This window comes from Cyanobium sp. PCC 7001, assembly GCF_000155635.1.
Classification (GTDB): domain Bacteria; phylum Cyanobacteriota; class Cyanobacteriia; order PCC-6307; family Cyanobiaceae; genus NIES-981.
Genome location: NZ_DS990556.1, coordinates 1,964,941 through 1,988,432, shown reverse-complemented (window position 1 = coordinate 1,988,432; position 23,492 = coordinate 1,964,941). Strand labels below are relative to the sequence as shown.

The window sequence follows — 23,492 nt, the reverse complement described above, 5'->3', positions numbered from 1 at the left end:
GTGTGGCTGAGCCCCTGCCGGCAACCGGAGCCTGGCGCTCAGATCCAGGGATCGTCGGCCCTGGCCGGGGCCGGCCGCCGCCGGCGAGGCTCCCGTTCGCCAGGCTCCGGTGGTGCCTCGGCTGGCTCCGGGTCCCACCAGTCGTCCTCCGGATCCTGGTGGTCTGCGGAATCCTGAACGTCCTCCCAGGGCTCCTCCCAGGGTTCGGGGTCGAGGCCGGTCGGCGCGGGTGGCCGGGGATCGAAGTCCTCGTCGCCGTCATCCCAGCGCTGCCGTGGCGCCGGGTCCTGGTCGGGGGCTTCCCAGGGAGGCTCCTCCAGCCAGCCCTCCACCCGCTCCTCGAAGCGGTCGCCGGCCTGCTGGAACTGCTCCCGCAGGCGGCTGGTCTCCTCCTGCATCTGCTCGCGCCAGCGGCGGGAGCGCCGCAGGAATTCCTGACGCACACTGGCCCGGGCCAGCGGCAGGTCATCGAGACCCTCCAGGGCGGTGAACACCTGGCCGGGCTGCTGATCCACGATCCGCTCGGGGCTGAGACGCCAGCGGCTGCTGCCGGGCAGGCGTGGATCGCTGCGGCTCACCAGGTAGTGGCGGATCCGGCCGGTGGCCAGCTCGATGGCGGCATCGGCGAGCGTGCCGATCGGCTGGCGCCGGGCGTCCAGCAGGGACGCCTCCATCAGGGTGGGAAGCCGTTCGATGGTCTCCTGGTCGGTCTCGGCGGGGTCCCCCTTCACCAGGGCCTCCAGCTCCAGGAGGCCCCGCAGCTGGTTCAGACGCCACACCAGCCGGCGGTTGCCGAAGGCCGAGGGCTTGGTGACCCAGCCGAGCACGCGATGGACGGGGGGATGCATCCACACCACCAGGCCCGCACCCCGTTCCAGACCCTCCTGGCAGCGCACCCGGCGCCGCAGCAGATCGCTGAGCAGCAGTTGCTCGGGGAGGGCCACCGCGTCAGCCGCGGATCTGCACCGGCATCACCAGGTAGGTGAAGCCGGAGGCATCGCCGGGACGCAGCACGGCCGGCGTGGTGGGGGCATTGCAGTGCAGCACCACCTGCTCGGAAGCCATGGCCTTGAGGCCATCAAGCAGATAACGCACGTTGAAGGCGATCTGCAGGGACTCCCCCTCGATCACGGCGGGCACCGACTCCGAACCCCGCCCCACATCCTGGGCATCGGCCTGCACCTGGAGGGTGCCGCTGGCCGGATCCGCCGTGAGCTTCACCACGTTGTTGTGCTGGTCCGCCAGCACCGCCACCCGCTCCAGGGCGGCGATCAGGGCGCGGCGGTCGGAGGAGATGCTGCGGACGAAGCTGTCGGGGATGAGCTGGGGATAGTTGGGGTAGGTGCCATCGAGGCTGCGGCTGGTGAGCACCTGGTCCGACCAGAGGAACACCACCTGGCCCCGCTCGCAGAACAGGCTGAGCGGCTCCTCGGACTGTCTGCTGGAGAGGAGGCGTTCGAGTTCCCGCAGCGAGCGGGCGGGCACCGTCACGGCGAAGGGGTCACCGTCGGCCTGATCGGCCGCGTCGTCGCTGGTTTCGGCAGGAGCCTCGCCGTGGGCGAGCTTGAGCACGGCGAGCCGATGGCCATCGGTGGCCGCGCACTCCAGGGCCCCGGCATCCAGCCGCAGGTGCACACCGGTGAGCAGCTGCTTGGCCTCGTCGCCGCTGCTGGCGAACAGGGTGGCCCGCAACCCCTTCACCAGCGCGTCGGCATCCAGCCGGATCGGCTGGCCGCTCTGCACCAGAGGGAGGTCGGGGAAATCCTCGGCCGGCATGCCCCGCATCTGGTAGTTGCCGGAGAGGCTGATGAGATCCACCTGCTCACCGCCGTCGGGGCTCTGGATCGTGATCGGTCCTTCGGCCGAGAGGCGCGACACGATCTCACCGAACAACCGGGCCGGCAGGGTGATGGCCCCGCTGGCCTCCACGCTGGCGGGCAGACTCGTCTGAATCCCGAGGCTGAGGTCGAATCCGGTGAGGCTGAGCCGGCCGGTGCCGGCGTCGGCCGTGAGCAGCACGTTGGCCAGCACCGGGTGGGTGGGGCGTGACGCCACCGCGCGGCTGACCAGTTGGAGGCTGGCGCTGAGTTCTGTCTGAGAGCAGACCAGCTTCATGGGGAGCGGTGCCGTCGGAACGAACGGATTTTCAGGGCCTCCACGCTTCCACAGCCCGGCGCAATCCGCAACGGCGGTCATCCGCCTGTGAGAGCCCGTCTTCTGCCAGAGATCTAGATGATCAGAAGAAGAAAGAATCCGGTAGTCGTAGAGCCTGAGGAAAGTGCGGAAAGCGTCTGAAGAGCCCCGTTTCTCGGGGTATCGGGCCTGCGGCAGCCTGGGGAGGTGCGGCACACCGATGGGGAGAGCATGCCGTTTTCCTCCGTTTCCCGAGCCTGGGGAAACGGATCGGTGCGATGCCAGGCAGGTTGTGCCCATGCTTCCCACCGCCCCAGCCGGGGTTTTGCGGAGCTTTCCGGCAGACGGTTGGGCGATTGGCACCGGCCTCCCGGCATGCTCCCTGGCGGTCGCCGCTGCGGCCTCTCGCTCAGAAGCCCATCACGGCCGCCACCTTGGCCGTGTCTGCCTCCAGGCCGGTGTGGAAGCGGGCGTCATTGTGTTCGATGGCCGTGGCCGGGTCCTTGAGCCCGTTGCCGGTCAGCACGCACACCACCGTGGACCCTGCCGGCACCTCGGCCCGGCGCTTGAGCAGTCCGGCCACCGAGGCGGCACTGGCCGGTTCGCAGAACACGCCTTCCTCACTGCCCAGAAGCTTGTAGGCCTCGATGATCTCCGCGTCGGTGACGGCCATGAACCCGCCCGCGCTCTCCGCCTCCACCTTCAGGGCGTTGTCGCGGTTCACGGGGTTGCCGATGCGGATCGCGGTGGCGATGGTGTCGGGTTGCTCCACCGTGTGGCCGAGCACCAGGGGGGCCGAGCCGGCGGCCTGGAAGCCCAGCATGCGCGGCAGCCGGGAGCTGCGGCCGGCATTGCGGTATTCCTTGAAGCCCATCCAGTACGCCGTGATGTTGCCGGCGTTGCCGACCGGGATGCAGAGCCAGTCGGGGGCCTCTCCGAGGGCATCCACCACCTCGAAGGCCGCGGTCTTCTGGCCCTGCAGGCGGTACGGGTTGACCGAGTTCACCAGGGTGACGGGGTACTGGTTCGCCACCTCCTGCACGATCGCCAGCGCCCGATCGAAATTGCCCTGGATGGCGATCACCTCGGCGCCGTAGAGCAGGGCCTGGGCCAGCTTGCCCTGGGCCACATAGCCATCGGGAATCAGCACGAAGGCCCGCATGCCGCCCCGCCGGGCGTAGGCCGCGGCCGCGGCCGAGGTGTTGCCGGTGCTGGCGCAGATCACGGCCTCCGAGCCCGCTTCCCGGGCTTTGGAGATGGCCATGGTCATGCCACGGTCCTTGAAGGAGCCGGTGGGGTTGAGGCCGTCGTACTTGAGGAACACCTTCACGCCGTTGCCGATCCGCTCGGCGATGGCGGGGCTCGGAATCAGGGGCGTCGCTCCCTCCCGCAGGGTGATCACCGGGGTGCGGCCGGTCACCGGCAGCCAGGCGCGGTAGGCCTCGATCAGGCCCGGCCAGTCCTGCATCACAGGACCACCGGAGCCAGGCCCCAAGCCCAGGCGTCGCAGGGATTGGAGCAGGGGCAAGGGGGAAGGGAGTGGCTGGAACGAATCTACGGCTCTGCAGTCGGCGGCGGGTCGCCGGAGGGGGGCTGGGCCGCCTCCTCACCGTTGTTGCCCCGCAGGCCATCGAGGGGCGACTCCGAGAAGAAGCGCACGAGTTCGCTGATCGAGCTGGCCTTCTGCATCACGGCCAGCAGGGCCGGGATGTTCACCTCCAGTTCCTGGGTGGGGTAGGCCTGGAGGAAACTGATCGCCGAGAGGGATCCGTCGCCATCGACCAGGCCCATCACCAGGGCCGAGCGCAGGGCTGGAATCCCCTGGTTCTGAGCCTTCAGCGGGTACACCACCTGGGCCAGACGCTGCAGCAGCGCCTCACCGATGCGCGTGTTGAGCAGCCGGCTCACCAGCGTGATGGGCAGGGCGATCGACTGGTTCAACAGCGAGGACACCGTCTGCGGGTCCTGATTGCTGATGCGGAGCACGTCGGAGAGCAGGCCCCGGGCTTCGCCGGTGGTGGCCAGATGCTCCAGATCGGCAACCGGGATGGAGCGGCGGAATGCGCCGCTCACGAACACCAGGTTCTCGGCTGCGAAGGCGGCAGGGGATCCAAGGCTGAGGCCGAGCCCCATCAGGGCCGCCAGCAGCTGGTTGCGGAGTGAGCGTGATGGCATCGGCCCACCCTAGGGGGATTTCAGCCCGTGACCACAGCGGTTTGGGGGAGTGCCCCCGGTGGTGTGATCACGTCCCGCAGCAGCCGCACCACCCCCCGTTCGGCCAGGCCCTTGGCCAGGTCGAGGCCCATGCGCCGCAGCTCCGGTTCCCCCAGCACCCGCGGCAACCGGCTGATCAGCAGCTGGGGCTCGAAGCCCGGCAGCGCCTGCAGGATCGCCACCAGCTGCTGGAGCGGGGCGAGGTCGAGCAGGGGTTCGCTGCTGCGCAGCAACGAGCGCTGACGCAGACCCGGCGGCTGCAGCCGTTCGGGCAGGCGCTTGCCGAGCCGCAGGGTGGTTTCCCAGGCCAGCCCATCCAGCTTCTGGACCAACGCATCCACCAGCTGGTGGCGCAGCATGCCGCCGTTGGGGGAGAAGAGGAAATCGAGCACCTGGTCCAGCAGGCTCTCGAGATCCAGATCCGCCCCCTGGGAGGCGCTGGCGATCAGGTTGTCGAGCCGCTGCCAGCGGAACACCTCACCATCGAAGAGCATCTCCCTGAGGCTCTCCCGCAGGCTCGGATCGGGATCCTCCATCAGGCGCCGGGCGAAGTAGGGATAGGCCGCCCCGAGGATCTTGAAATCCGGGTCCACGCTCAGGGCGATCCCCTCGAGGGTCACCAGCGAGCGGATGATCAGGGCGTAGTAGGGCGGCACCTGGAAGGGGAACCGGTACATCACCCCGGAGAGATCGTCGGTGACGGCCTTGAAGTCCATCCGGCTCACGCCCATCTCCAGGGCCTGGCCGAACACGCTCTCGAAGGCCGGAACGATCGGCTCGAGATCCACATCCTCCGCCAGGAACCCCAGACTCACGAAGTCCTGGGAGAGGCGCGAGAAGTTGCGGTTCACCAGGTGCACCACCGCCTGGATCAGGCCGGTGCGGGCCTCGCGGCTCACCGCGCTCATCATCCCGAAGTCCAGATAGGCGAGGCGGCCATCCGGCAGGGCCAGCAGGTTGCCGGGGTGGGGATCGGCATGGAAGAAGCCGTGCTCCAGCAGCTGCTGCAGGCTGCAGTTGACCCCCACCTCCACCATGTCGTCGGGGTCGATGCCGATGGCCCGCACCGCATCCAGGTTGGTGAGCTTCACCCCATCCATCCACTCCATGGTGAGCACCCGGCGGCTGGTGGCCTGGTGGTGGATGCGGGGCACGGCGATGCGGGGATTGTGCCGGTGCAGGGCGGCGAAGCGCTCGGCATTGCTCGCCTCGTTGAAGTAATCCATCTCCTCGAACACCCGCTGGCCCAGCTCATCGATCAGGGCCACCAGATCGCTGCGGATCAGCCCCACGTTGCGATTGATCCAGCCGGCGATGTTCCGCACGATGTACAGATCCAGGGTGATCTGCTCCCGCAGGCCCGGGCGCTGCACCTTCACGGCCACGGGCTCGCCGCTGAGGAGCCTGCCGCGGTGCACCTGCCCGAGGGAGGCCGCCGAGATCGGCTTCCGCTCGAGCTCGGCGAAGATCGCCTCCACCGGTGCCCCCAGGTCCTCCTCGATGCAGGCCATCGCCAGGGCCGGATCGAAGCCGGGCAGCTGGTCCTGCAGCTGGGCGAGCTCCTCCAGCAACAGGGGCGGCACGATGTCGGGCCGGGTGGAGAGGGCCTGTCCCGCCTTGATGAAGGCCGGCCCCAGGGAGGCGATCAGTTCGGCGGCCTCGCGGGCGCGGGCCCGGGCCCGCGCGGGGGTGCTGAGCTGCCCCAGCAGCCAGTCGAATCCGACCCCGGTCAGGTAGAGGCTGATCGGCATCAGGGTCTGCCAGAGGCGGCGGATCAGCCGCTGCGGATGGCCGGCATAGATGCGCCGGATCGCCAGCGGGTCGTAGGCGAGCAGTCCGGAGGCTTCGATGAAGTCGCTGAGTTCGTCGCGGTTGGAATGCCCCGGCGGCGGCTGCGAGGGGGGAGCCGCTGCGGCCGGGTGGCTGGTGATTGGGTCCGGGCTGCCGGCCTCGAGGGGCTGGGCACCAGCGGCCTCGCCCTGCACGGCCTGGCGCATGGCGGCCGTGGCCTGCTCGAGCGCCGTGCTGGAAGCTGATTCAGACGGACTGCTCACCATGGCTCGCCGATCGCCGCAGGCGGGACACCCCTTCTAAAGCAAACAGACAGCCGCTACGGTCTGCGCGACCGCCGGAGGCTGCGTGCTCACGGCCCTGCGCCTCGAGAACATCGCCCTGATCGAGCGCCTGGAGCTCGGCTTCAGCTCGGGCTTCACCGTGCTCACCGGCGAAACCGGCGCAGGCAAATCGATCCTCCTCGACGCCCTCGATGCCCTGCTGGGGGGTGCCCCCGGCAGCGCTGGTACCCGCCTGCTGCGCCAGGGCGCCAGCGGCGGCCGCATCGAGGCCAGCTTCACGCTCTCACCGCCGCTCGAGCGCTGGCTGACTGACCAGCAGCTCGAGGACGCTGTGCTGGAGGAGGACGCCCTGGTGCTCGCCCGGGACTGGCGGCTGAACGAGGGGCGGCTCTCCAGCCGCCATCGACTCAACGGGATCAGCATCAACCGCAGCCAGCTTCTCGAGCTGCGCCCCCTGCTGCTGGACCTCACCGTGCAGGGCCAGACCCAGCACCTGGCCCGCGCCGGCCAGCAGCGCCGCTGGCTGGATCGCTTCGGCGGGGCAGACCTGCAGCAGGCCCTGGCCGTTGCGGCCAGCGCCTGGGGCGCCTGGAAGCGGGCCGCCGCCGCCCTGCAGGAGGCCCGGGCGGCGTGGCACGAGGCCCGGCAGCGGCGGGCCGAGCAGGAGCAGTGCCTGGTGGAGCTGGAGGCCGCCGGCCTCGAAGACCCCCAGGAACTTGGGCGGCTGCAGCAGGAGCAGGACCGGCTGGCCCACGGCGTGCGGTTGCAGGAGGGCGTGACCGTGCTGCTCGGCCGGCTGGTGGAAGGGGCCGAGGGGGCCCCGTCGGTGCTCGATCATCTGGCGGCCTGCGAGCCCGAGTGGCAGGCCATGCGCCATTGCGATGGCTCTCTGGACACCCTGCATGGCCGGGCCGCCGAGGTGCTGGTGCTGGTTCAGGAGCTGGCGCGCGACCTCGACCGCTATGGCGCCAGCCTCGACAGCGACCCCGAGTCGCTGGCGGACCTGCAGGTGCGGATGCAGCAGCTCCGGCTGCTGGAGCGTCGCCATGGCCGCGACCTGGGCGAGCTGATCGCCCTGCGGGATCAGCTGCGCGGCCAGCTTGCCCCCGGTGGCCTCGAGGCTTCACTGCAGGCGCTGGAGCAGGCGGAGTCCGCGGCACGGCAGCAGCGGGATGGGGCGAATGCGGCCCTCTCGGCCCTGCGCCGCGAGGCCGCCGGCCGCCTCGATGCCCAGATGGTGGAGGCCCTGCGCCCGATGGGGCTGGCCAACGTGCGCTTCCAGGTGCAGGTGAGCCCGGCGGACCCTGGGGAGGAGGGGGCTGATGCCGTGCAGTTCCTGTTCTCGGCCAACCCCGGCCAGCCCCTGGCTCCGCTGGCCGAGGTGGCGTCAGGCGGGGAGATGAGCCGCTTTCTGCTGGCCCTGAAGACCTGCCTGGCCGCGGCCGACCCCCACGTGACCCTGCTGTTCGACGAGATCGATGCTGGGGTGAGTGGGCGGGTGAGTGGCGCGATGGCCTCCCTGCTGCGGCGCCTCGCTGCCCAGCGCCAGGTGTTCTGCGTGACCCACCAGCCCCTGGTGGCCGCCGCGGCCGACCACCATTTCCAGGTGTCCAAGCAGGTGGTGGCGGGCTTGACCCACACGCGGGTGTCCCACCTGCGGGACACTCGCGAGCGCCAGGCCGAACTGGCGGAGCTGGCCGGCGGCGACCACGGCCAGGCCCGCAGCTACGCGGCCAGCCTGCTGGAGCAGCGGGCGGCCGAGTCCGGCTGAGGCGAGCGCCGCTTCCCCGAGCTGCTCGGGGGCCTTGGGATGCAACCCCGGCCTGCCGGCTCCACATCGGCCCGCCACCGCCACATCACCGTAGAAGTTCTTTACATTCATGGCTCCAGCCGTGGCTCCCATGCCCTGGAACGCCGCCGACATCCCTGACCAGTCGGGGCGTCTTGCCCTGGTGACCGGGGCCAGCAGTGGACTCGGTTTCGAGACCGCCCGGGCCCTGGTGGGCAAGGGGGCCACCGTGCTGCTCGGCTGCCGGTCCAGGACCAGGGCCGAACAGGCCCGCCAGGCCCTGCTCCCCAGCGTGGCCGCCGGTGGGGCGGTGGATCTGCTCGACCTCGACCTCGCCGACCTGGCGGCCGTGGCGAGAGCCGCCGGCGCGGTGGAGGAGCGCTACGGCCGCCTCGACCTGCTGGTGAACAACGCCGGGGTGATGGGCCTCCCCCGCGCCCTCACCCGCGATGGCTTCGAGTTGCAGTTCGGCATCAACCATCTCGGCCATTTCGCCCTCACCCAGGCCCTGCTGCCGCTGCTGCGCTCCCGTCCGGGAGCCCGGGTGGTCACCGTGACCTCCGGCGCCCAGTACTTCGGCCGCATCGCCTTCGACGACCTGCAGGGAGAGCGCCGTTACGACCGCTGGCAGGCCTATGGCCAGAGCAAGCTGGCCAACGTCATGTTCGCCATCGAGCTGCAGCAGCGGCTGGATGCCGAGCAGGCCAGCGTGCTCTCCCTGGCGGCCCATCCGGGCGTGGCCCGCACCAACCTGCAGCCCGCCTCGGTGGCGGCCAGCGGTTCCTGGTTCGAGCCCCTCGCCTACCGGTTGATGGGCCCCCTGTTCCAGAGCGCCGCGATGGGCGCCCTGCCCCAGCTCTTTGCCGCCACGGCACCGGACGCGACCCCCGCTGGCCACTACGGCCCGGACCAGTGGGGCGGCATGCGGGGCTGGCCGAAGGCTGTGCCGGTGGCACCCGCTGCCCGCGATCCGGAGCAGCGGCAGCGCCTCTGGCAGCGCAGTGTGGAGCTCTGCGGTTCCGTGCTGAAGTCCAGCGTCCCGCTGCCGGTCTGATCGACGCCCATGCCCGTATCCCTCCTCGTCACCGCTCTGGCGCTGCTGCTCGGGGGCTGCGCGGGTCTGGTGGGAACCGCTCCGGCATCGGATGCCCAGCGGGCTCGGGCAGTGGAGCAGCGCTATGGGGCCTTCCGTGCGCGTCAGTTCGCCGAGGTGCCCGATCTCGGGGTGGACGACCTGCAGCGGGCCCGCAGGGAGGGCCAGCCCCTCGTGCTGGTGGATGTGCGTGAGCCGCGGGAACAGGCGGTGTCCATGCTGCCCGGAGCGATCAGTGTGGAGGCGTTCGAGCGGCGCAAGCAGCGCTACCGCTCCAGCCTGGTTGTGCCGTACTGCACCATCGGTCTGCGCAGCGGGCTCTACAGCCGCCAGTTGATCCAGGAGGGATTCCGCACCCGCAACCTGGCGGGAAGCCTGCTCGCCTGGGCCCATGCCGGCCTGCCGCTGGAACACCAGGGGCGACCCACCCGTCGCGTGCACGTCTACAGCCCCGCTTGGAATCTGCTGCCCGAGGGCTACGAGGCGGTGGTCGACTAGGCCGGCCGGCCGGCCGGGGCCCTGGCTCCTCGGCTCAGCACTCCTGCTGCCGGCAGATGTGGCCGTGGCGCCAGCACCACACCCACGGCGGCGTCTGCCGGGCAGCCTGCAGATCGGGCCGGTCGCGCAGGCTCACCGGAACGAACTCGGTGGCGTAGCTGAAGCCCTCGTTGCGCTCCGCCTGGTTGAGCACCAGGCTGCCCGTTTCCCCCGACACCGAGCGGTGGTAGGTGCCGAGCGGGATCTCCAGGGCCCCCATCGCCCGCACCAGATGCACCACGTGATGGGGCTGGGGCCAGCTGGGATTGAGCAGCGTGAAGGTGCGCTGGCCGTGCAGCACCAGGTTGTGGTCCACCTGATAGCGATGCAGGTAGTACTGCTCGAAGCACGGCTGGGCGGAGTCGTCATCGGGCGGCGACACCGCCGCGCCGCTGTGTTCCACGATGTCGCTGCCGTTGCTGCGGGGCACGCTGGCGTCGAAGAAGGTGACCTGCGGCGTCTCGCGGAACACATGGATCGGAATGAAGCTCAACCGCATGGCCCGCCGCCTCTCCCGCCGCCTCCGTTCTCTCCGGTCTAGCGCCGCCGCTCCCGGCAGGCCTTGCTCCCTGGGGAGGCGACCTCACTTCTAGAATCCACCGTTCTCCAGGCCGCCGCATGCCCCGCGCCAAGAGTTCGGCTCCGGCCGCCACCCTGAACGAGAAGGCGGCGCTGCAGGCCCTGCAGGGTGGAACCCTCGAGGATGTGATCCGCGTGCGCGGCGCCCGCCAGCACAACCTCAAGGACATCGATCTCACCATCCCCCGCAACCGCCTGGTGGTGTTCACCGGGGTGAGCGGCAGCGGCAAGAGCTCCCTGGCCTTCGACACCATCTTCGCGGAGGGTCAACGCCGCTACGTCGAGAGTCTGTCGGCCTATGCCCGCCAGTTCCTGGGGCAGGTGGACAAGCCCGACGTGGATGCGATCGAGGGGTTGTCGCCGGCGATCTCGATCGATCAGAAATCCACCAGCCACAACCCCCGATCCACCGTCGGCACGGTCACCGAGATCCAGGACTATCTGCGCCTGCTCTTCGGCCGGGCCGGGGAACCCCACTGCCCCGAGTGCGACCGCTCGATCCGGCCCATGTCGATCGACGAGATGGTGGACCAGATCCTCACCCTGCCGGAGGGCACGCGCTACCAGTTGCTGGCACCTGTGGTGCGGGGCAAGAAGGGCACCCACGTGAAGCTGCTGGGGGGCCTGGTGGCGGAGGGTTTCGCTCGGGTGCGCATCAACGGCGAAGTGCGCGAGCTGGCCGACAACATCGAGCTCGACAAGAACCACGCCCACCACATCGATGTGGTGGTGGACCGCCTCATCGCCCGGGACGGCATCCAGGAGCGGCTCACCGATTCGCTGCGCACCGCCCTCAAGCGCGGTGATGGGCTCGCCCTGGTGGAAGTGGTGCCCAAGGCGGGTGAGGAGCTGCCGCCGGGGGTGGAGCAGGAGCGCCTCTACTCCGAGAACTTCGCCTGCCCGGTGCACGGCGCCGTGATGGAGGAGCTCTCGCCGCGCCTGTTCTCCTTCAACAGCCCCTACGGCGCCTGCGCCGACTGCCACGGGATCGGTCATCTGCGCAAGTTCACCCCCGAGCGGGTGATTCCGGATCCCTCCCTGCCGGTGTACGCGGCCGTGGCCCCCTGGGCCGAAAAGGACAACGCCTACTACTTCTCCCTGCTCTATTCGGTGGGGGAGGCCTTCGGCTTCGAGATCAAGACCCCCTGGAACCAGCTCACCGCCGAACAGCAGCGGGTGCTGCTGCATGGTTCAGCCGAGCCGATCGCGATCCAGGCCGACAGCCGCTACCGCAAGTCCCAGACCTACGTGCGCCCGTTCGAGGGGATCCTGCCGATCCTCGAGCGCCAGCTGCGCGATGCCAGTGGCGAAGCGATCCGCCAGAAGCTGGAGAAGTACCTGGAGCTGGTGCCCTGTGCCAGCTGCCATGGGCTGCGGCTCAAGCCCGAGGCCCTGGCGGTGCGGGTGGGCCCGTTCCGGATCCACGAACTCACCAGCACCAGCGTGGGCGAGAGCCTGCGGCGGATCGAGCAGCTGATGGGGGTGGGTGAGAGCGAGGGATCCCGATCCCCTGCTGAGTGCCCGCCAGATCCAGATCGGCGATCTGGTGCTGCGGGAGATCCGCATGCGCCTGAAGTTCCTGCTGGATGTGGGCCTTGACTACCTCAGTCTGGATCGGCCGGCCATGACCCTCTCCGGTGGTGAGGCCCAGCGGATCCGCCTGGCCACCCAGATCGGCGCCGGCCTCACCGGGGTGCTCTACGTGCTGGATGAGCCGAGCATCGGCCTGCACCAGCGCGACAACGACCGCCTGCTGGCCACCCTGCTGAAGCTCCGGGATCTGGGGAACACCCTGATCGTGGTGGAGCACGACGAGGACACGATCCGCGCCGCCGACCACCTGGTGGACATCGGTCCCGGTGCCGGGGTGCACGGCGGCCACATCGTGGCGGAGGGTTCCCTGCAGAACCTGCTGGAGGCCACCGATTCCCTCACCGGCGCCTACCTGAGCGGCCGGCGGGCGATCCCCACCCCGGCCGAGCGGCGCAGCAGCGGCTCGCGCGAGATCTCCCTGGTGGGCTGCGGCCGCAACAACCTCGCGGGCTTCGATGTGCAGGTCCCCCTGGGACGGCTGGTGTGCGTCACCGGGGTAAGCGGCAGCGGCAAGAGCACCCTGGTGAACGAGCTGCTCCATCCCGCCCTCGAGCACAAGCTGGGGCTGAAGGTGCCCTTCCCCACCGGCCTGGCGGAGCTGCGGGGCATCAAGGCGATCGACAAGGTGATCGTGATCGATCAGTCGCCCATCGGCCGCACGCCACGGTCCAATCCCGCCACCTACACGGGCGCCTTCGATCCGATCCGCCAGGTGTTCGCGGCCACGGTGGAGGCCAAGGCCCGTGGCTACCAGGTGGGCCAGTTCAGCTTCAACGTGAAGGGCGGTCGCTGCGAGGCCTGCAGCGGGCAGGGGGTGAACGTGATCGAGATGAACTTCCTGCCCGATGTGTATGTGCAGTGCGACGTGTGCAAGGGCGCCCGCTACAACCGTGAGACCCTGCAGGTGACCTACAAGGGCCACACGATTGCCGAGGTGCTGGAGATGACGGTGGAGCAGGCCGCCGAGGTGTTCAGCGCCATCCCCCAGGCCGCCGACCGTCTGCGCACGCTGGTGGATGTGGGCCTGGGCTACGTGAAACTGGGGCAGCCCGCTCCCACCCTCTCCGGTGGCGAGGCCCAGCGGGTGAAGCTGGCCACCGAACTCTCGAAGCGGGCCACCGGCAAGACGCTCTACCTGATCGATGAGCCCACCACGGGCCTCAGCTTCTATGACGTGCACAAGCTGATGGACGTGATTCAGCGGCTGGTGGACAAGGGCAACTCGGTCCTGGTGATCGAGCACAACCTCGATGTGATCCGCTGCGCCGATTGGATCATCGATCTGGGCCCCGAGGGCGGTGACCGGGGCGGTGAGATCGTGGTGTGCGGCACCCCCGAGGAGGTGGCCGAGCACCCCAGCAGCCACACGGGGCGCTACCTGAGGCAGGTGCTGGCTCAGCACCCAGCTCTGGCATCAGCCGCATGATCCGTACAGGGTGTTGATGCAATTGAAAGACGATTTCAATTGCATACCGAAATCCCCGCCAATCCTGCGCCATCTTTGTAACTCTTGATACAGCCAGAGGGCGCATCCCGCAAGGCTTCTGGAGCAATTTCGACTCCTTTTGGCTGCGCAGAACCGGCAGTAGAAATGCTTTTTGACCGGGCAGTGCTAGACCAAAAGTAGGAACAGGGCAGGAGGTGATGCTTTGATGAAGTCACCCTCACCAGATCTCTTCGCTCCCAGGCTGCCTGCGTGTCGGCAGTGCTCTTGAGATCCATGTTCAACTGATCAGCCGGCTCGTCTCCTGAGCAGGGTTGGAGTTATTGGATAGCCCCTTGGATAGGGGCAGGGATTCCTGTGGCAATCCTTCGGTGGGTTGCTCTGAGGTGATGTGGCCAAGGCGGGCTGCATCGTGTTGGTTTCGTTCTGAATCAGGTGACGATCATGAAACTCTTCAATGGCTTTGACGTTTCAACCATCACTTTTGAAGATCCTCTGCTCTCCCCCGCTGAAGCAGCCGCAGGTGGCGGCGGCATGGGTGGAGGTGGCGGTATGGGTGGAGGCGAAGAGGAGTCTGCTGGCAACAATCTCTCCTTTCCGGTGATCTTCACCGATGGGGTGGGCCTGACCTTGCCAGGCTTGCCCGATGCCTTTGAATTCACCATTCCCTACGATCTGAACAATGATGGGACGATTACTCTGGATGACCAGATCAATGGTTACTATCTCTTTGCTCAGAAGACGCAGGGCAACACTTGGCAGGCTGATTCGGAATTGATCAGCGCTGACCAGGATCTGTCCACCAATGTCTTTGTCAGCACGGTCGACTGGGGCGACAGTCTGGAGGGAACAAGGCCCCTGGCGCTGGGCAGGCCCGTTCGGGTGGAGATCAGCTTCTACAAGGATCTGGCCACCTCCTTTGTTGGGGATGTAGCGCTGGATGCCGAGATGACGGCCTACCCGATGGAGCTGCTGGCGAACCCAAGCAGTCCTACGGAAGTGCAGGGGGCTTCGGCCAATGCTTACCCTATAGCGGGAAGTATTGATCCTCTTTCACCGCCCGATCCGCGCGTGCTCACGGAGGAATCCCCTCTGGCCTCGGTGTACTCCCAGAACGCCAAGCTGGTGATCCAGCATGTGGTGGGTACACCGGAACTGGGTGATTTCACCTGGAACGGTGATTACTGGGTGGATGCTGACATCACCGACGGCGTGACCATCGATGATCCTGTCCAGGGGCTGACCTTCGGTGCGGAGGTCACCGTGGCGGGCAAGGTGGTCTATGGCGTCTCCCAGGGTGGGTGGAGGCCCAGCCAGGCTGGTACCTACCGGCTCACCACGGCCTTTCCCACGGACGGCAACTTCCAGCTGGATCAGGCTGATATCCAGGTCAGCACCGAGGAGGAGGCCACCGCAGCGGCGGAGTCCGGAGCCCCGGCCACGGGTACAGGTGTGGCGAGCATCGATGTGCCCAACAACCTCACCTTCCTGGACATCCTGGTGGGTGGAAACCAGTTTCCATCGGTGGCGCCGATCACGCTGGTCAAAACAGAGGACGATCCCACGTTCAACGTGGATCTTCTCAGCCAGGCCACGGATCCGGAGGGTGACCCCCTCACCGTTGGCAATCTGACGTTGCAGGCGACAGACGGCACGAATCCTGTGACCCTCCCCTTGGACGCGGTTCAGGCCTCGGGATCCAGCCTCACGGTCAACCCGAGTGTCTTTGATTCTCTGCTTCAAGGCGACGTGCGCATCATTCAGGCCGCCTATTCGGTCAGCGATGGGGTCAACACGGTTCCCACCACAGCCACCATCACGATCAACGGGCTGGACGAGGCTGCCCCCCCGCTTCCGGGCGGCGAGGTGCCTGTGACTCCCCCCGCCAGCGGTGCTCCTGAGGATCAGGGTGTCACGATCATCAAGAAGAAGGGCCGGTATTTCATGACTGGGTCCTTCGGAAATGATGTGCTCCGGGGTGGGCGGAAGAAAGACCGCCTTTTCGGAGGGGATGGTGATGACCTTCTGATCGGCAAGAAGGGCAATGATCGCCTCTATGGGGGCAACGGCAACGACGTTCTCAGAGGTGGAGCCGGTCCCGACTGGCTGCGTGGTGGCTCTGGTCGCGATGTGCTGATCGGTGGCAGCGGCAAGGACACGTTTGTGCTTGAGCTCGACCCCGTCTCCGGGGCCCAGCCCGGTGGGGATCTCATTCGAGACCTTGAGATCAAGCGCGACAGGCTCCAGCTGATGGCACCCCTGAAGCCGCGCATGCTGAGTTTCTCGGGGAGCAATGTCTTTGCCACCTTCGGTGGTCAGACCATGCTCCTGGCCCAGCTGCAGGGCGTGAACGCCGAACGCCTGGCCGATCGCCTCATGGTCGTGGCCTGAGGATCCGGAGCCAGCTCCACCCGGAGCTGGCTCCTTCGCTCTGGCAACGCCATCGCCTCCGCCGCTGCACACCTCGACAGTTCGGTCGCGGTCCTGGCTGCGCCTAGCGTGGCCTTCTCTCGTGGGGGCCCAGGGTCTGTCTGCCCATGCTCGAGCCCTCTTCCCCGGGGTTTCTGCAGGAGCCGGATCCCCGGCCGCTGCTGCCGGCCTGGGCCCTGCCCTCCCGAGCGGTCTCCACCCTGGAGCCCACCGGCTTCGCCGCTGCCGCACCGGACGGCAGGGCGGAGGGGATCCGGGCATTACGGGCAACCCCCAGCGTGGCAGGCCCCCGCTCCAGCGATCCGATCACCGGTGCCGTCTTCGAGCGGCTGCAGGTGCTGCCCCGCGACGGCCGCAGGATCTACCGCAGGGCCTTTGCCCTGGCCGAGCGACAGATCCGGATCGAGATCTGTGTGCTGGAGGATCCGATCATCCTTGCCGGCCTTCGCAAGGCTCTGGATCGCGGTGTGCGGGTGCGGGCGATTGTCGATCGCGGCAAGTACGAAGCTCTGGACGCCGAGCAGCAGAACCTGGCTGGCGACTTCGTGGCCGCGGGAGGGGAACTGCATCTCAGCAATCCAATCTTTCCCCGCTCCTTCCCCAAGACGATCCTGATCGACGCCAAGCTGCTGGTGTACGGCTCTGCCTGTCTCGACAGCACCACCTTCGCCCAGTACCGCGATTTCGCTCTGGCCAGCACCGATCCCAGGGTTCTGCGCACCATCCGCAGGCTGTTCACCAACGACTGGGCGTTCTCGGCTCCGGTGGGTCAGCCGCCGCCACCGTTCAACCCCACACCGGCGGTGAAGCCCCGTGAGCTGCTGATCGCCCCGCGCAATGCCGCCTCAGGGATGGCCGACCTGTATCAGCAAGCCCGGAAGCGGCTGCTCGTGTACAGCGAAGAACTGGGCAATGCTGCCCTGGAGAGTCAGCTCGTTGGCGCGGTGAAGCGGGGGGTGCGGGTGCAGCTGGTCACACCGGCGCAGGTGAACGGGTTCACCGCAGAGCAGAACGCTCAGCATGCGTCCGCGATCGCCGCCCTGCAGGCGGTCGGCGTTGCGGTACGCACCAGTGGGCCTGACCAGAGTGCCGCCCAGCCCTACATGCACGCCCGTGCCGCCGTGGTGGACCACCGCCTCGCCTATGTGGGCTCGATCAGCCTCTCGCCCGATTCGGCAACGGTGAACCGGGAGATGGGGCTGATCAAGGACGACCCCAGGCTGGTGAAGGATCTCGCCCGGCGGTTCCGGAAGGATTTCCGCCGTCTTGGACCGTCCATGCCAAGCCACGGTTGACGGGCAGCAGCCCGGACATCAGCGATGGCGCCCCAGATCTGGTGCCAAGAGCACCCGCAAACGCTAGTCACAGTGTTCCGGCCCTAGGCTGACGGGGCTGCCCTGTTGCTCGGTCCACCCATGCGTGCCCTGGTGACATCCCTGGCCAACAGCCTGATTCTCGATCCCCTGCACGACCCCGAGCCGGCGCCCTGGGTCTACACGGCCGCGATCCATTCCTCCGCCGATCTGGTGGCCTCCCTCACCGGCATCGCCTGTCTCACCCGGGAGCTGGGCTTCACCCGGGATCCCGAAACGCTCTATGCCAAGGACGGCCGCAGTGCCTGCTACCACGCCGAGCACGGCCAGCTCCCCCTGGCCCTCACGGTGAACTGTGATCCGGTGCGGGAAACGGTGTCCCTCGCCCTCAGCGGACCCGGCCGCGACGAGACCCACACCTGGTTCGAACGGCTCGAAGCCGCCCTGTTCGGAACCTGCTGACCCCCGGGGCCGGCATGTCGGCCGTTGAGGATTTGCGCTGATGCTGATCCCCCAGGCGCCCGGGATGGAGCATCCTGAGCGGTATCCGTGATCGGCTGGGCCGTTCTCCAAACCGATGTTGCGCCGTTCTCTCTCTGCTCTGGCTTCCTTCGCGCTGCTGGTGGGAGCCAGCCCGGCCCGCGCCATCGACACGGTAGTGCTGCAGCTGCCCCTGCTCGATTTCGGCTTCACGGTGAAGCTCAGCGAGCTGGAAAATCCTGAACGCTTCTGGCGGGGCACCAGCGACCTGGCCGAACTCAACCGTGCCACCAACGGAGCGGTGGGGCGTCACATGCGGGAGATCTTCGACACACCGCTGCCCGTGGAGACCCGCCTGGTGATCAACCAGGCCGCCGGCACCCCATTGCTGCAGCAGGTGCTGCTGCTGGTGTCGGCGCTGGGCCAGGTGGAGGGACTGCCGACCGATCTCAGCGGCAACGAGCTCACCGAGGTGCTCAACCGCGCCAGCAGCAGCGGTGAGCTCACCCTCTACACGTTCCTGCGGGCCATTCCCGGCGAAGCGGTGACCGTGGATCTGCCCCAGGCCATCACCGCCCTGCAGCGCATGGCCGTGCAGCGGAAGCAGGCCAAAGCCGTGCTGGCCAGCCAGACCCCGGCCTCGATCGACCCGGCGTTGAGTGGCCCCGGCGGCAGGCTTCCGCAACGGCGGGTGGTGTCCATGCCGGCTCCCCACAGGAGTCAGCCCCTGGATGTGGTGCTGGTGGAGCCCGCCCTGAATCCCAACGGCCAGGTGGTGGTGATCTCCCACGGCCTCTGGGACAGCCCGGACAGCTTCGAGGGCTGGGCCAACCACCTCGCCAGCCATGGCTACACGGTGGCACTGCCGGTGCACCCCGGCAGCGATGCCGACCAGCAGCGGGCCATGCTGTCGGGCCAGACCCCTCCCCCGGGGCCGGATGAGCTGCGGTTGCGGCCCCTGGATGTGTCGGCGGTGATCGATGGCCTCAAGGCGGACCGGGTGGTGGTGGTGGGTCACTCCTGGGGGGCCACCACCGCCCTGCAGCTGGCGGGCACCCAGCCGACATCGCGGCGCCTGTTCGAGCGCTGCGCCGATCTCCAGGATCCGGACCGCAACCTCAGCTGGGTGCTGCAGTGCAGCTTTCTGGGTTCCGCCGACCGGGCCGGCTTGGCGGATTCCCGGGTGGTGGGCGTGCTGGCCGTGAGTCCTCCCATGCGCCTGCTGTTCGACTACGGGGCAGGCCAGAGCATGCAGGCCCGGGCGCTGCTGGTCACCGGCAGCCGTGACTGGGTGGTGCCGCCCGATCCGGAGGCCCTCCAGGCGGCAGCGGCGGCCCAGGGCTTCGGGCATCAGATCGTGATCGCCAACGGCGGCGACCACTTCAACCTCAGGGCTGCCGCCGGTGGCAACGGTGGCCCGCTGCGGGGTCTGGTGCTGGCCTGGACCCAGGCTGCCTTCGCCGCCGGCCCCGACGCCCGACCCGCTCCCCAGGCCGCTCCCCTGCTGGCCCCGCAAGGTTGGGGAGACAGCCTGATTCCCCTGGTGCTGGTGCCGCCCCCAGCCTCGCCCCCTTCGTCCTGAGGCCCGTTCTGTCTGAGGCCCGCTCTGCCAGCGAGGGCAGGCTCAGAGATGGCTTTCGGCCATGCCCAGGTCGCCCTCCACGGCGGTGGGGGCGGGGTAGTGCATGTTGCTGTCCGGCATCCAGTAGCTCAGGTCGTTGTGCCAGAACAGCCGGCCCGGCACCTGGGCCGAGCTGAGCCGGGTGTTGGTCATGGCCGACAGCAGCTGCCCCATCTCGATGGGGGAGAGGTCGGTCTGAATGTCCTCGCCGGCGATCCGGAGCAGCTCCGGCAGCTCGGTGAGCATGGATGGGCTCACCAGCTTGCGGAACACCTGGGAGAGCACCAGTTTCTGGCGCTCCATCCGGCCCAGATCGCCCATCTCGTCGTGACGGAAGCGCAGGAAGCCCTCCAGGGACTCACCCTTCAGCACCTGGGGACCGGGGTAGAGGTCGATGTAGAGCCCCTGGGCGTTGTCCACGTAGTACATCCGCTTGGGCACATCCACCTCGATGCCGCCCAGGGCATCGGCCAGCCGCTCCACCGCCCGCAGGTTGATGCGCACGTAGCGCTCCACCGGGGCATCCAGCAGCCGACCCACCTCCTCCTTCACGGCGTCAATCCCGCCGAAGGCATAGAGGGCGTTGGCCTTCACCACCCCCAGCCGCTCCGATTCCACGAAGGTGTCGCGGGGCACCTGGGTGAGCTGGGTGGCCCCGTCCTTCACCTGCACCGTGAACATCACGTCGGTGTTGTCGCCCACCCGGTCGGTGCCGAGCACCAGCACCTGGCGCTGGCCGTTGGTGAACGGGTTCACGATGGCGGCCAGTTTCTCCTTGGGTGCCTCCACCAGTCCAGCCAGGCTGCTGCCCAGCAGGTGAGGGATCGGCCCGGCGAGGGCGAGGCCGCAGACGATGCCCAGGCTGAAGGGGAGCACGGGCAGCCGGAGCCCCCGGGTCTGGCTCTGATGGCCCGGCTTCTTCTGGGGGGCGCTCGTGGGGCTCGTCGCTGGGCCCCCTGCTTGCGGCCCTGGCTCCATGCGGCCCGCGTGGGCGGCGGCCTGGCCGAGCACCGTGACGGTCCTGGATCCGGTGCGGACCTGGCTGGAACCCGCCTTCGAGCGCCGCAGGGGTGACCAGCCGCCCGAATCCCGTGCGTCCTGACGTGGCGGAACCGGTTGGGCCTGGGTCATGGGGGCTCCTGTCGGGCGCACCATAAGGGCCAGAACCCCTGCGCACCAGGGTCAGCCGGCCACCACCCGCACCTGGGCGGCGGCCCGGTCGGCCCGGCCCCGGGCGGTGTCCAGATCCAAGCCCCGGGCCAGTGCCACCCCCATGCGGCGATGGGGCCGGGCATCCGGCTTGCCGAACAGCAGCACCTGGGTGTCCGGCTCGCTCAGGGCCTCCGCCACCCCCTCGAAGCGCACCGCGTCCAGGGCGGCGTCGGCCAGGATGACGCGGCTGGCGGCGGGTCCGAGGCTGTGGATCGCCGGGATCGGCAGACCCAGCACGGCGCGCAGATGCAGCTCGAATTCACTGAGGTTCTGGCCTGCCAGCGTCACCAGGCCGGTGTCGTGGGGGCGTGGGGAGAGCTCGGAGAACACCACCTCCAGGCTGGACCCGTCGGCGGTTCCGCTGCTGCTGCCGTTGCCCCCCCGGCGGCACAGGAAGAACTCGACCCCGAACAGGCCGGCTCCCCCCAGGTTGTCGGTGACGGCCTGGGCCATGGCCTGGGCCTCGGCCAGTTCGGCAGCTCCGAGGGCCGCAGGCTGCCAGCTGCACTGGTAGTCGCCCCGCTCCTGGATGTGGCCGATGGGCGGGCAGAAGAGGGTGGGTCCGTTCCACTGCCGCACGCTGAGCAGGGTGATCTCCAGCTCGAAGTGGAGGAATTCCTCCACGATCACCCGGGTGCCGGAGCCCCTGGCGCCGGCCTGGGCTGCGCTCCAGGCGGCCTCGACCTGTTCCGGGCCCCGCACCACGCTCTGCCCCTTGCCGGACGAGCTCATCACCGGTTTCACCACCACCGGCCAGCCGAGGGGCGCTGCCGCCGCGGCCAGCTCCTCGGCGCTCTCCGCATAGGCGAAGCGGGCCGTGCGCAGCCCCAGATCGCTGGCGGCCAGGTCGCGGATCCTGTCCCGGTTCATCGTCACGGCCGTGGCGCGGGCCGTGGGAATCACGGTGATCCCCTCCTGCTCCAGCTCCGCCAGGGCATCCACCGCCAGGGCCTCGATCTCCGGGATCACCAGATCGGGCCGGTGGGTGCGCACCACCGCCTTCAGCGCCTCCGCGTCCGTCATCGGCACCACCTCGGCGTGGTCGGCCACCTGCATCGCCGGGGCGCCGGCGTAGCGATCCACGGCCACCACCCGGCAGCCGAGGCGCTGGGCGGCCAGCGCCACCTCCTTGCCCAGCTCGCCGCTGCCCAGCAGCATCAGGGTGCGGGGGAAGGAATGCTGCATCGAGCCGCCCATCGGCATGCCGGGAAGGTGAGGGCCACGATCCTCCCGCACCCGGCGTCCGGGGATGGGGCCCAACCCAGGGCGCTGCCTGCTAGAGAAGCTGCTCGCAGGGGCACGGGCCATGGGCAGGCTGATCGCATTCCGCACCGCCGGCGATGCGGCCGATGGCCTGCTGTTCGGCTGGGACATCAACACCCTGCAGAACGGCGTGCTCGTGTACCTGGGCGTCTCTTCCCTGGCCTTCGTGCTGGTGTGGGTGGTGGGCTATCTGCGCAGCCGCTGAACGCCTGCCCACCCCAGGCTCACGGGCCTGCCGGTCCCGTGGCCGCAGGGGGGGCCTCCCCACTCCAGAGGGTGAGCTGGCGCACCGGCGATTCCTCGCTGACGAAGCCGTAGGCCTCGAACACGCCGGGATCGGGGTGGGTGATCCGCTGACCCTCGGCCTGGAGTTCGAGCCGGAATCCCTCCGCATCCATCTGGCGCATCAGGGCCGCCGCTTCCTCGAACCGTGCCGCCATCGCCGCCAGGCTCGGGCAGTCGGCGGTGAGACCGGTTTCCTTCCAGGTGAAGTAGGCCATGGGGAGAGAGAACCGAGGCGGGAACTGCGGGAACGGATGCCGGTGTCGGTGTGGGGTCGCTGTGGCGTTCAGGGCAACAGCACCAGCCCCGCCACCACCAGTAGCAGGCTTGCGCCCCAGAAACGGATCACCACCTGTTCCTCGCCGAGGCCGCCCAGCTCGAAGTGATGGTGGAGCGGGGCCATCCGGAACAGGCGGCGGCCCTGGCCGTCCGGGCCCTTGGTGGCCTTGAACACCCACACCTGCAGGATCACCGAGACCGATTCCGCCAGGAACACACCACCCATCACCAGCAGGGGCCAGAGGCTGTTCGAGAGCAGGGCCACGGCGCTCAGGGCCGCTCCCATGGCCAGGGAGCCGGTGTCGCCCATGAACAGCCGGGCCGGATGGCGGTTGTGGGCCAGAAAGCCCAGCCAGCAGCCGGCCATCGCCACGCAGAACCCCGCCAGGGCCGGATCCCCCTCGTGGCCGCGCAGCATCAGCTGCAGCCCCAGGCCCGTGAACACCACTGCCCCACAGCCGGCGGCCAGGCCATCGAGGCCATCGGTGAGGTTGGTGGCATTGCTCTCCGCCAGGAACACGAACAGCCCCAGAGGCCAGATCGCCAGGCCCAGCGGCACCATCCAGCCGAACGGCAGGGCCACGTTGCCGGCCTCGCCGCCGCCCAGCCACTGGCCCTGGTAGGCCCACACCAGGAACAGCACCGCCGCGAGCCCCTGCAGCAGCAGCTTGCCCCGGGGCGTGAGGCCTGTGTTGGTGCTGCGGGTGAGGCTGCGCCAGTCATCGATGGCACCGATGGCCATGTAGGCCAGGGTGATCGCCGCCACCGCCGGCAGCCGCGGATCGGAGGGGCTGAGCAGGCCGCCGAGAATCACGCCCACGGGCACCACCAGCAGGCCGCCCATGGTGGGGGTGCCGGCCTTGCTGAGGTGGGCCTGGGGCCCGTCCTCCCGGATCACCTGGCCCAGCTTGAGCCGCCGCAGCCGGGGCACCCCCCAGGCCGTGACCAGGGCCGCGATCAAAGCCGCGGCCACCAGGGGCAGCGTGAGCATCGAATTGGCCACGTAGCGGTCGCTGGCTGCGCAGGCCGCGAGCAGGAGCAGGCCCAGCAGCACCGCCGCCCGGCGGCTGTTGCCGGGCCAGAGGCGTCGGGAGGAAGCGGTGGAGGTCAACGGGGCAGGGCGGGCCGGCGCCCCAGTTTCCCTGACGCCTCAGC

19 protein-coding genes and 1 pseudogene are annotated in these 23,492 nt (G+C 68.9%); 10 read left to right on the top strand and 10 right to left on the bottom strand.

The window, feature by feature from the left end; translation table 11 throughout:
* Positions 1–38 precede the first annotated feature (38 nt).
* From CPCC7001_RS09815 to CPCC7001_RS09795, 5 genes are all read right to left on the bottom strand, one after another.
* Positions 39–944, bottom strand: a complete 906-nt coding sequence (locus tag CPCC7001_RS09815; RefSeq protein WP_006909225.1) for a hypothetical protein — start codon at positions 942–944, stop codon at positions 39–41.
* 4 nt (positions 945–948) lie between these two features.
* A complete protein-coding gene (dnaN, locus tag CPCC7001_RS09810; RefSeq protein ID WP_043368910.1) occupies positions 949–2,115 on the bottom strand; it encodes a DNA polymerase III subunit beta in 1,167 nt (388 codons plus the stop codon).
* Positions 2,116–2,542: 427 nt separating this feature from the next.
* A complete protein-coding gene (gene thrC / locus CPCC7001_RS09805) occupies positions 2,543–3,601 on the bottom strand; it encodes a threonine synthase (RefSeq protein WP_006909109.1) in 1,059 nt (352 codons plus the stop codon).
* An 86-nt stretch (positions 3,602–3,687) separates the two neighbouring features.
* The gene (locus CPCC7001_RS09800; RefSeq protein WP_006910030.1) at positions 3,688–4,308 is read right to left on the bottom strand and encodes an alpha/beta hydrolase; all 621 of its coding nucleotides are present in this window, start codon (positions 4,306–4,308) and stop codon (positions 3,688–3,690) included.
* 20 nt (positions 4,309–4,328) lie between these two features.
* Positions 4,329–6,404: an AarF/ABC1/UbiB kinase family protein gene (locus CPCC7001_RS09795; RefSeq protein WP_006909112.1), complete on the bottom strand. Its 2,076-nt coding sequence runs from the start codon at positions 6,402–6,404 to the stop codon at positions 4,329–4,331.
* 82 nt (positions 6,405–6,486) lie between these two features.
* Here CPCC7001_RS09795 and recN point away from each other — a divergent pair, with 82 nt between their 5' ends.
* The 3 genes from recN (at position 6,487) to CPCC7001_RS09780 (ending at position 9,802) form a co-directional block, all read left to right on the top strand.
* A complete protein-coding gene (recN, locus tag CPCC7001_RS09790; protein WP_006910817.1) occupies positions 6,487–8,193 on the top strand; it encodes a DNA repair protein RecN in 1,707 nt (568 codons plus the stop codon).
* A gap of 130 nt (positions 8,194–8,323) precedes the next feature.
* Complete coding sequence (locus CPCC7001_RS09785) at positions 8,324–9,265, top strand: oxidoreductase (RefSeq protein ID WP_043369899.1); 942 nt, start codon at positions 8,324–8,326, stop codon at positions 9,263–9,265.
* A gap of 9 nt (positions 9,266–9,274) precedes the next feature.
* Positions 9,275–9,802 carry a rhodanese-like domain-containing protein gene (locus tag CPCC7001_RS09780; protein ID WP_006909319.1) on the top strand — a complete coding sequence of 176 codons (528 nt, stop codon included), beginning with the start codon at positions 9,275–9,277 and terminating at the stop codon, positions 9,800–9,802.
* Between the two features lie 34 nt (positions 9,803–9,836).
* On the opposite strand, the gene CPCC7001_RS09775 is transcribed toward CPCC7001_RS09780, so the two are convergent.
* Entirely contained in the window at positions 9,837–10,340 is a 504-nt protein-coding gene (locus CPCC7001_RS09775) for a hypothetical protein (RefSeq protein WP_006910863.1), read from the bottom strand.
* Between the two features lie 119 nt (positions 10,341–10,459).
* Here CPCC7001_RS09775 and uvrA point away from each other — a divergent pair.
* From uvrA to CPCC7001_RS09745, 5 genes and pseudogenes are all read left to right on the top strand, one after another.
* Positions 10,460–13,439 (top strand): annotated as a pseudogene (gene uvrA / locus CPCC7001_RS09770) (excinuclease ABC subunit UvrA).
* Positions 13,440–13,901: 462 nt separating this feature from the next.
* Positions 13,902–15,848 carry a calcium-binding protein gene (locus tag CPCC7001_RS15950; protein ID WP_156796743.1) on the top strand — a complete coding sequence of 649 codons (1,947 nt, stop codon included), beginning with the start codon at positions 13,902–13,904 and terminating at the stop codon, positions 15,846–15,848.
* 146 nt (positions 15,849–15,994) lie between these two features.
* Positions 15,995–17,182 (top strand): phospholipase D-like domain-containing protein, encoded by a 1,188-nt coding sequence (locus CPCC7001_RS09755; protein ID WP_006909658.1) that lies wholly within the window; start codon positions 15,995–15,997, stop codon positions 17,180–17,182.
* A gap of 120 nt (positions 17,183–17,302) precedes the next feature.
* The gene (locus CPCC7001_RS09750; RefSeq protein WP_006911091.1) at positions 17,303–17,662 is read left to right on the top strand and encodes a hypothetical protein; all 360 of its coding nucleotides are present in this window, start codon (positions 17,303–17,305) and stop codon (positions 17,660–17,662) included.
* A gap of 115 nt (positions 17,663–17,777) precedes the next feature.
* Complete coding sequence (locus CPCC7001_RS09745; protein WP_006909314.1) at positions 17,778–19,262, top strand: alpha/beta fold hydrolase; 1,485 nt, start codon at positions 17,778–17,780, stop codon at positions 19,260–19,262.
* A gap of 42 nt (positions 19,263–19,304) precedes the next feature.
* Here CPCC7001_RS09745 and CPCC7001_RS09740 read toward each other — a convergent pair whose 3' ends face one another.
* On the bottom strand, positions 19,305–20,177 hold the full coding sequence (locus CPCC7001_RS09740; protein ID WP_225867223.1) for an LCP family protein: 873 nt from the start codon (positions 20,175–20,177) through the stop codon (positions 19,305–19,307).
* Positions 20,178–20,277: 100 nt separating this feature from the next.
* On the opposite strand from CPCC7001_RS09740, the gene CPCC7001_RS15915 reads away from it, so the two are divergent.
* A complete protein-coding gene (locus CPCC7001_RS15915) occupies positions 20,278–20,403 on the top strand; it encodes a hypothetical protein (RefSeq protein ID WP_255347432.1) in 126 nt (41 codons plus the stop codon).
* A gap of 80 nt (positions 20,404–20,483) precedes the next feature.
* Here the strand turns inward: CPCC7001_RS15915 and purT are convergent, their stop codons facing one another.
* Positions 20,484–21,698 (bottom strand): formate-dependent phosphoribosylglycinamide formyltransferase, encoded by a 1,215-nt coding sequence (gene purT / locus CPCC7001_RS09735; protein ID WP_156796902.1) that lies wholly within the window; start codon positions 21,696–21,698, stop codon positions 20,484–20,486.
* 121 nt (positions 21,699–21,819) lie between these two features.
* Between purT and CPCC7001_RS09730 the strand changes: the two genes are divergently transcribed.
* The gene (locus CPCC7001_RS09730) at positions 21,820–21,981 is read left to right on the top strand and encodes a hypothetical protein (RefSeq protein WP_006910360.1); all 162 of its coding nucleotides are present in this window, start codon (positions 21,820–21,822) and stop codon (positions 21,979–21,981) included.
* A gap of 19 nt (positions 21,982–22,000) precedes the next feature.
* On the opposite strand, the gene CPCC7001_RS09725 is transcribed toward CPCC7001_RS09730, so the two are convergent.
* Both CPCC7001_RS09725 and mraY read right to left on the bottom strand, forming a co-directional pair.
* Positions 22,001–22,276 carry a hypothetical protein gene (locus CPCC7001_RS09725; protein WP_006909999.1) on the bottom strand — a complete coding sequence of 92 codons (276 nt, stop codon included), beginning with the start codon at positions 22,274–22,276 and terminating at the stop codon, positions 22,001–22,003.
* A gap of 68 nt (positions 22,277–22,344) precedes the next feature.
* Complete coding sequence (gene mraY, locus CPCC7001_RS09720; protein WP_006910843.1) at positions 22,345–23,448, bottom strand: phospho-N-acetylmuramoyl-pentapeptide-transferase; 1,104 nt, start codon at positions 23,446–23,448, stop codon at positions 22,345–22,347.
* Between the last annotated feature and the right edge of the window lie 44 nt (positions 23,449–23,492).

What these genes read in the sequence shown, in the direction of transcription:
- dnaN (WP_043368910.1), bottom strand. Translation starts at nt 2,115, where the DNA reads ATGAAGCTGGTCTGCTCTCAGACAGAACTCAGCGCCAGCCTCCAACTG.
- thrC (WP_006909109.1), bottom strand. Translation starts at nt 3,601, where the DNA reads ATGCAGGACTGGCCGGGCCTGATCGAGGCCTACCGCGCCTGGCTGCCG.
- CPCC7001_RS09800 (WP_006910030.1), bottom strand. Translation starts at nt 4,308, where the DNA reads ATGCCATCACGCTCACTCCGCAACCAGCTGCTGGCGGCCCTGATGGGG.
- CPCC7001_RS09795 (WP_006909112.1), bottom strand. Translation starts at nt 6,404, where the DNA reads ATGGTGAGCAGTCCGTCTGAATCAGCTTCCAGCACGGCGCTCGAGCAG.
- CPCC7001_RS09785 (WP_043369899.1), top strand. Translation starts at nt 8,324, where the DNA reads ATGCCCTGGAACGCCGCCGACATCCCTGACCAGTCGGGGCGTCTTGCC.
- CPCC7001_RS09780 (WP_006909319.1), top strand. Translation starts at nt 9,275, where the DNA reads ATGCCCGTATCCCTCCTCGTCACCGCTCTGGCGCTGCTGCTCGGGGGC.
- CPCC7001_RS09775 (WP_006910863.1), bottom strand. Translation starts at nt 10,340, where the DNA reads ATGCGGTTGAGCTTCATTCCGATCCATGTGTTCCGCGAGACGCCGCAG.
- CPCC7001_RS15950 (WP_156796743.1), top strand. Translation starts at nt 13,902, where the DNA reads ATGAAACTCTTCAATGGCTTTGACGTTTCAACCATCACTTTTGAAGAT.
- CPCC7001_RS09755 (WP_006909658.1), top strand. Translation starts at nt 15,995, where the DNA reads ATGCTCGAGCCCTCTTCCCCGGGGTTTCTGCAGGAGCCGGATCCCCGG.
- CPCC7001_RS09750 (WP_006911091.1), top strand. Translation starts at nt 17,303, where the DNA reads ATGCGTGCCCTGGTGACATCCCTGGCCAACAGCCTGATTCTCGATCCC.
- CPCC7001_RS09745 (WP_006909314.1), top strand. Translation starts at nt 17,778, where the DNA reads ATGTTGCGCCGTTCTCTCTCTGCTCTGGCTTCCTTCGCGCTGCTGGTG.
- CPCC7001_RS15915 (WP_255347432.1), top strand. Translation starts at nt 20,278, where the DNA reads ATGCGGCCCGCGTGGGCGGCGGCCTGGCCGAGCACCGTGACGGTCCTG.
- purT (WP_156796902.1), bottom strand. Translation starts at nt 21,698, where the DNA reads ATGCAGCATTCCTTCCCCCGCACCCTGATGCTGCTGGGCAGCGGCGAG.
- CPCC7001_RS09730 (WP_006910360.1), top strand. Translation starts at nt 21,820, where the DNA reads ATGGGCAGGCTGATCGCATTCCGCACCGCCGGCGATGCGGCCGATGGC.
- CPCC7001_RS09725 (WP_006909999.1), bottom strand. Translation starts at nt 22,276, where the DNA reads ATGGCCTACTTCACCTGGAAGGAAACCGGTCTCACCGCCGACTGCCCG.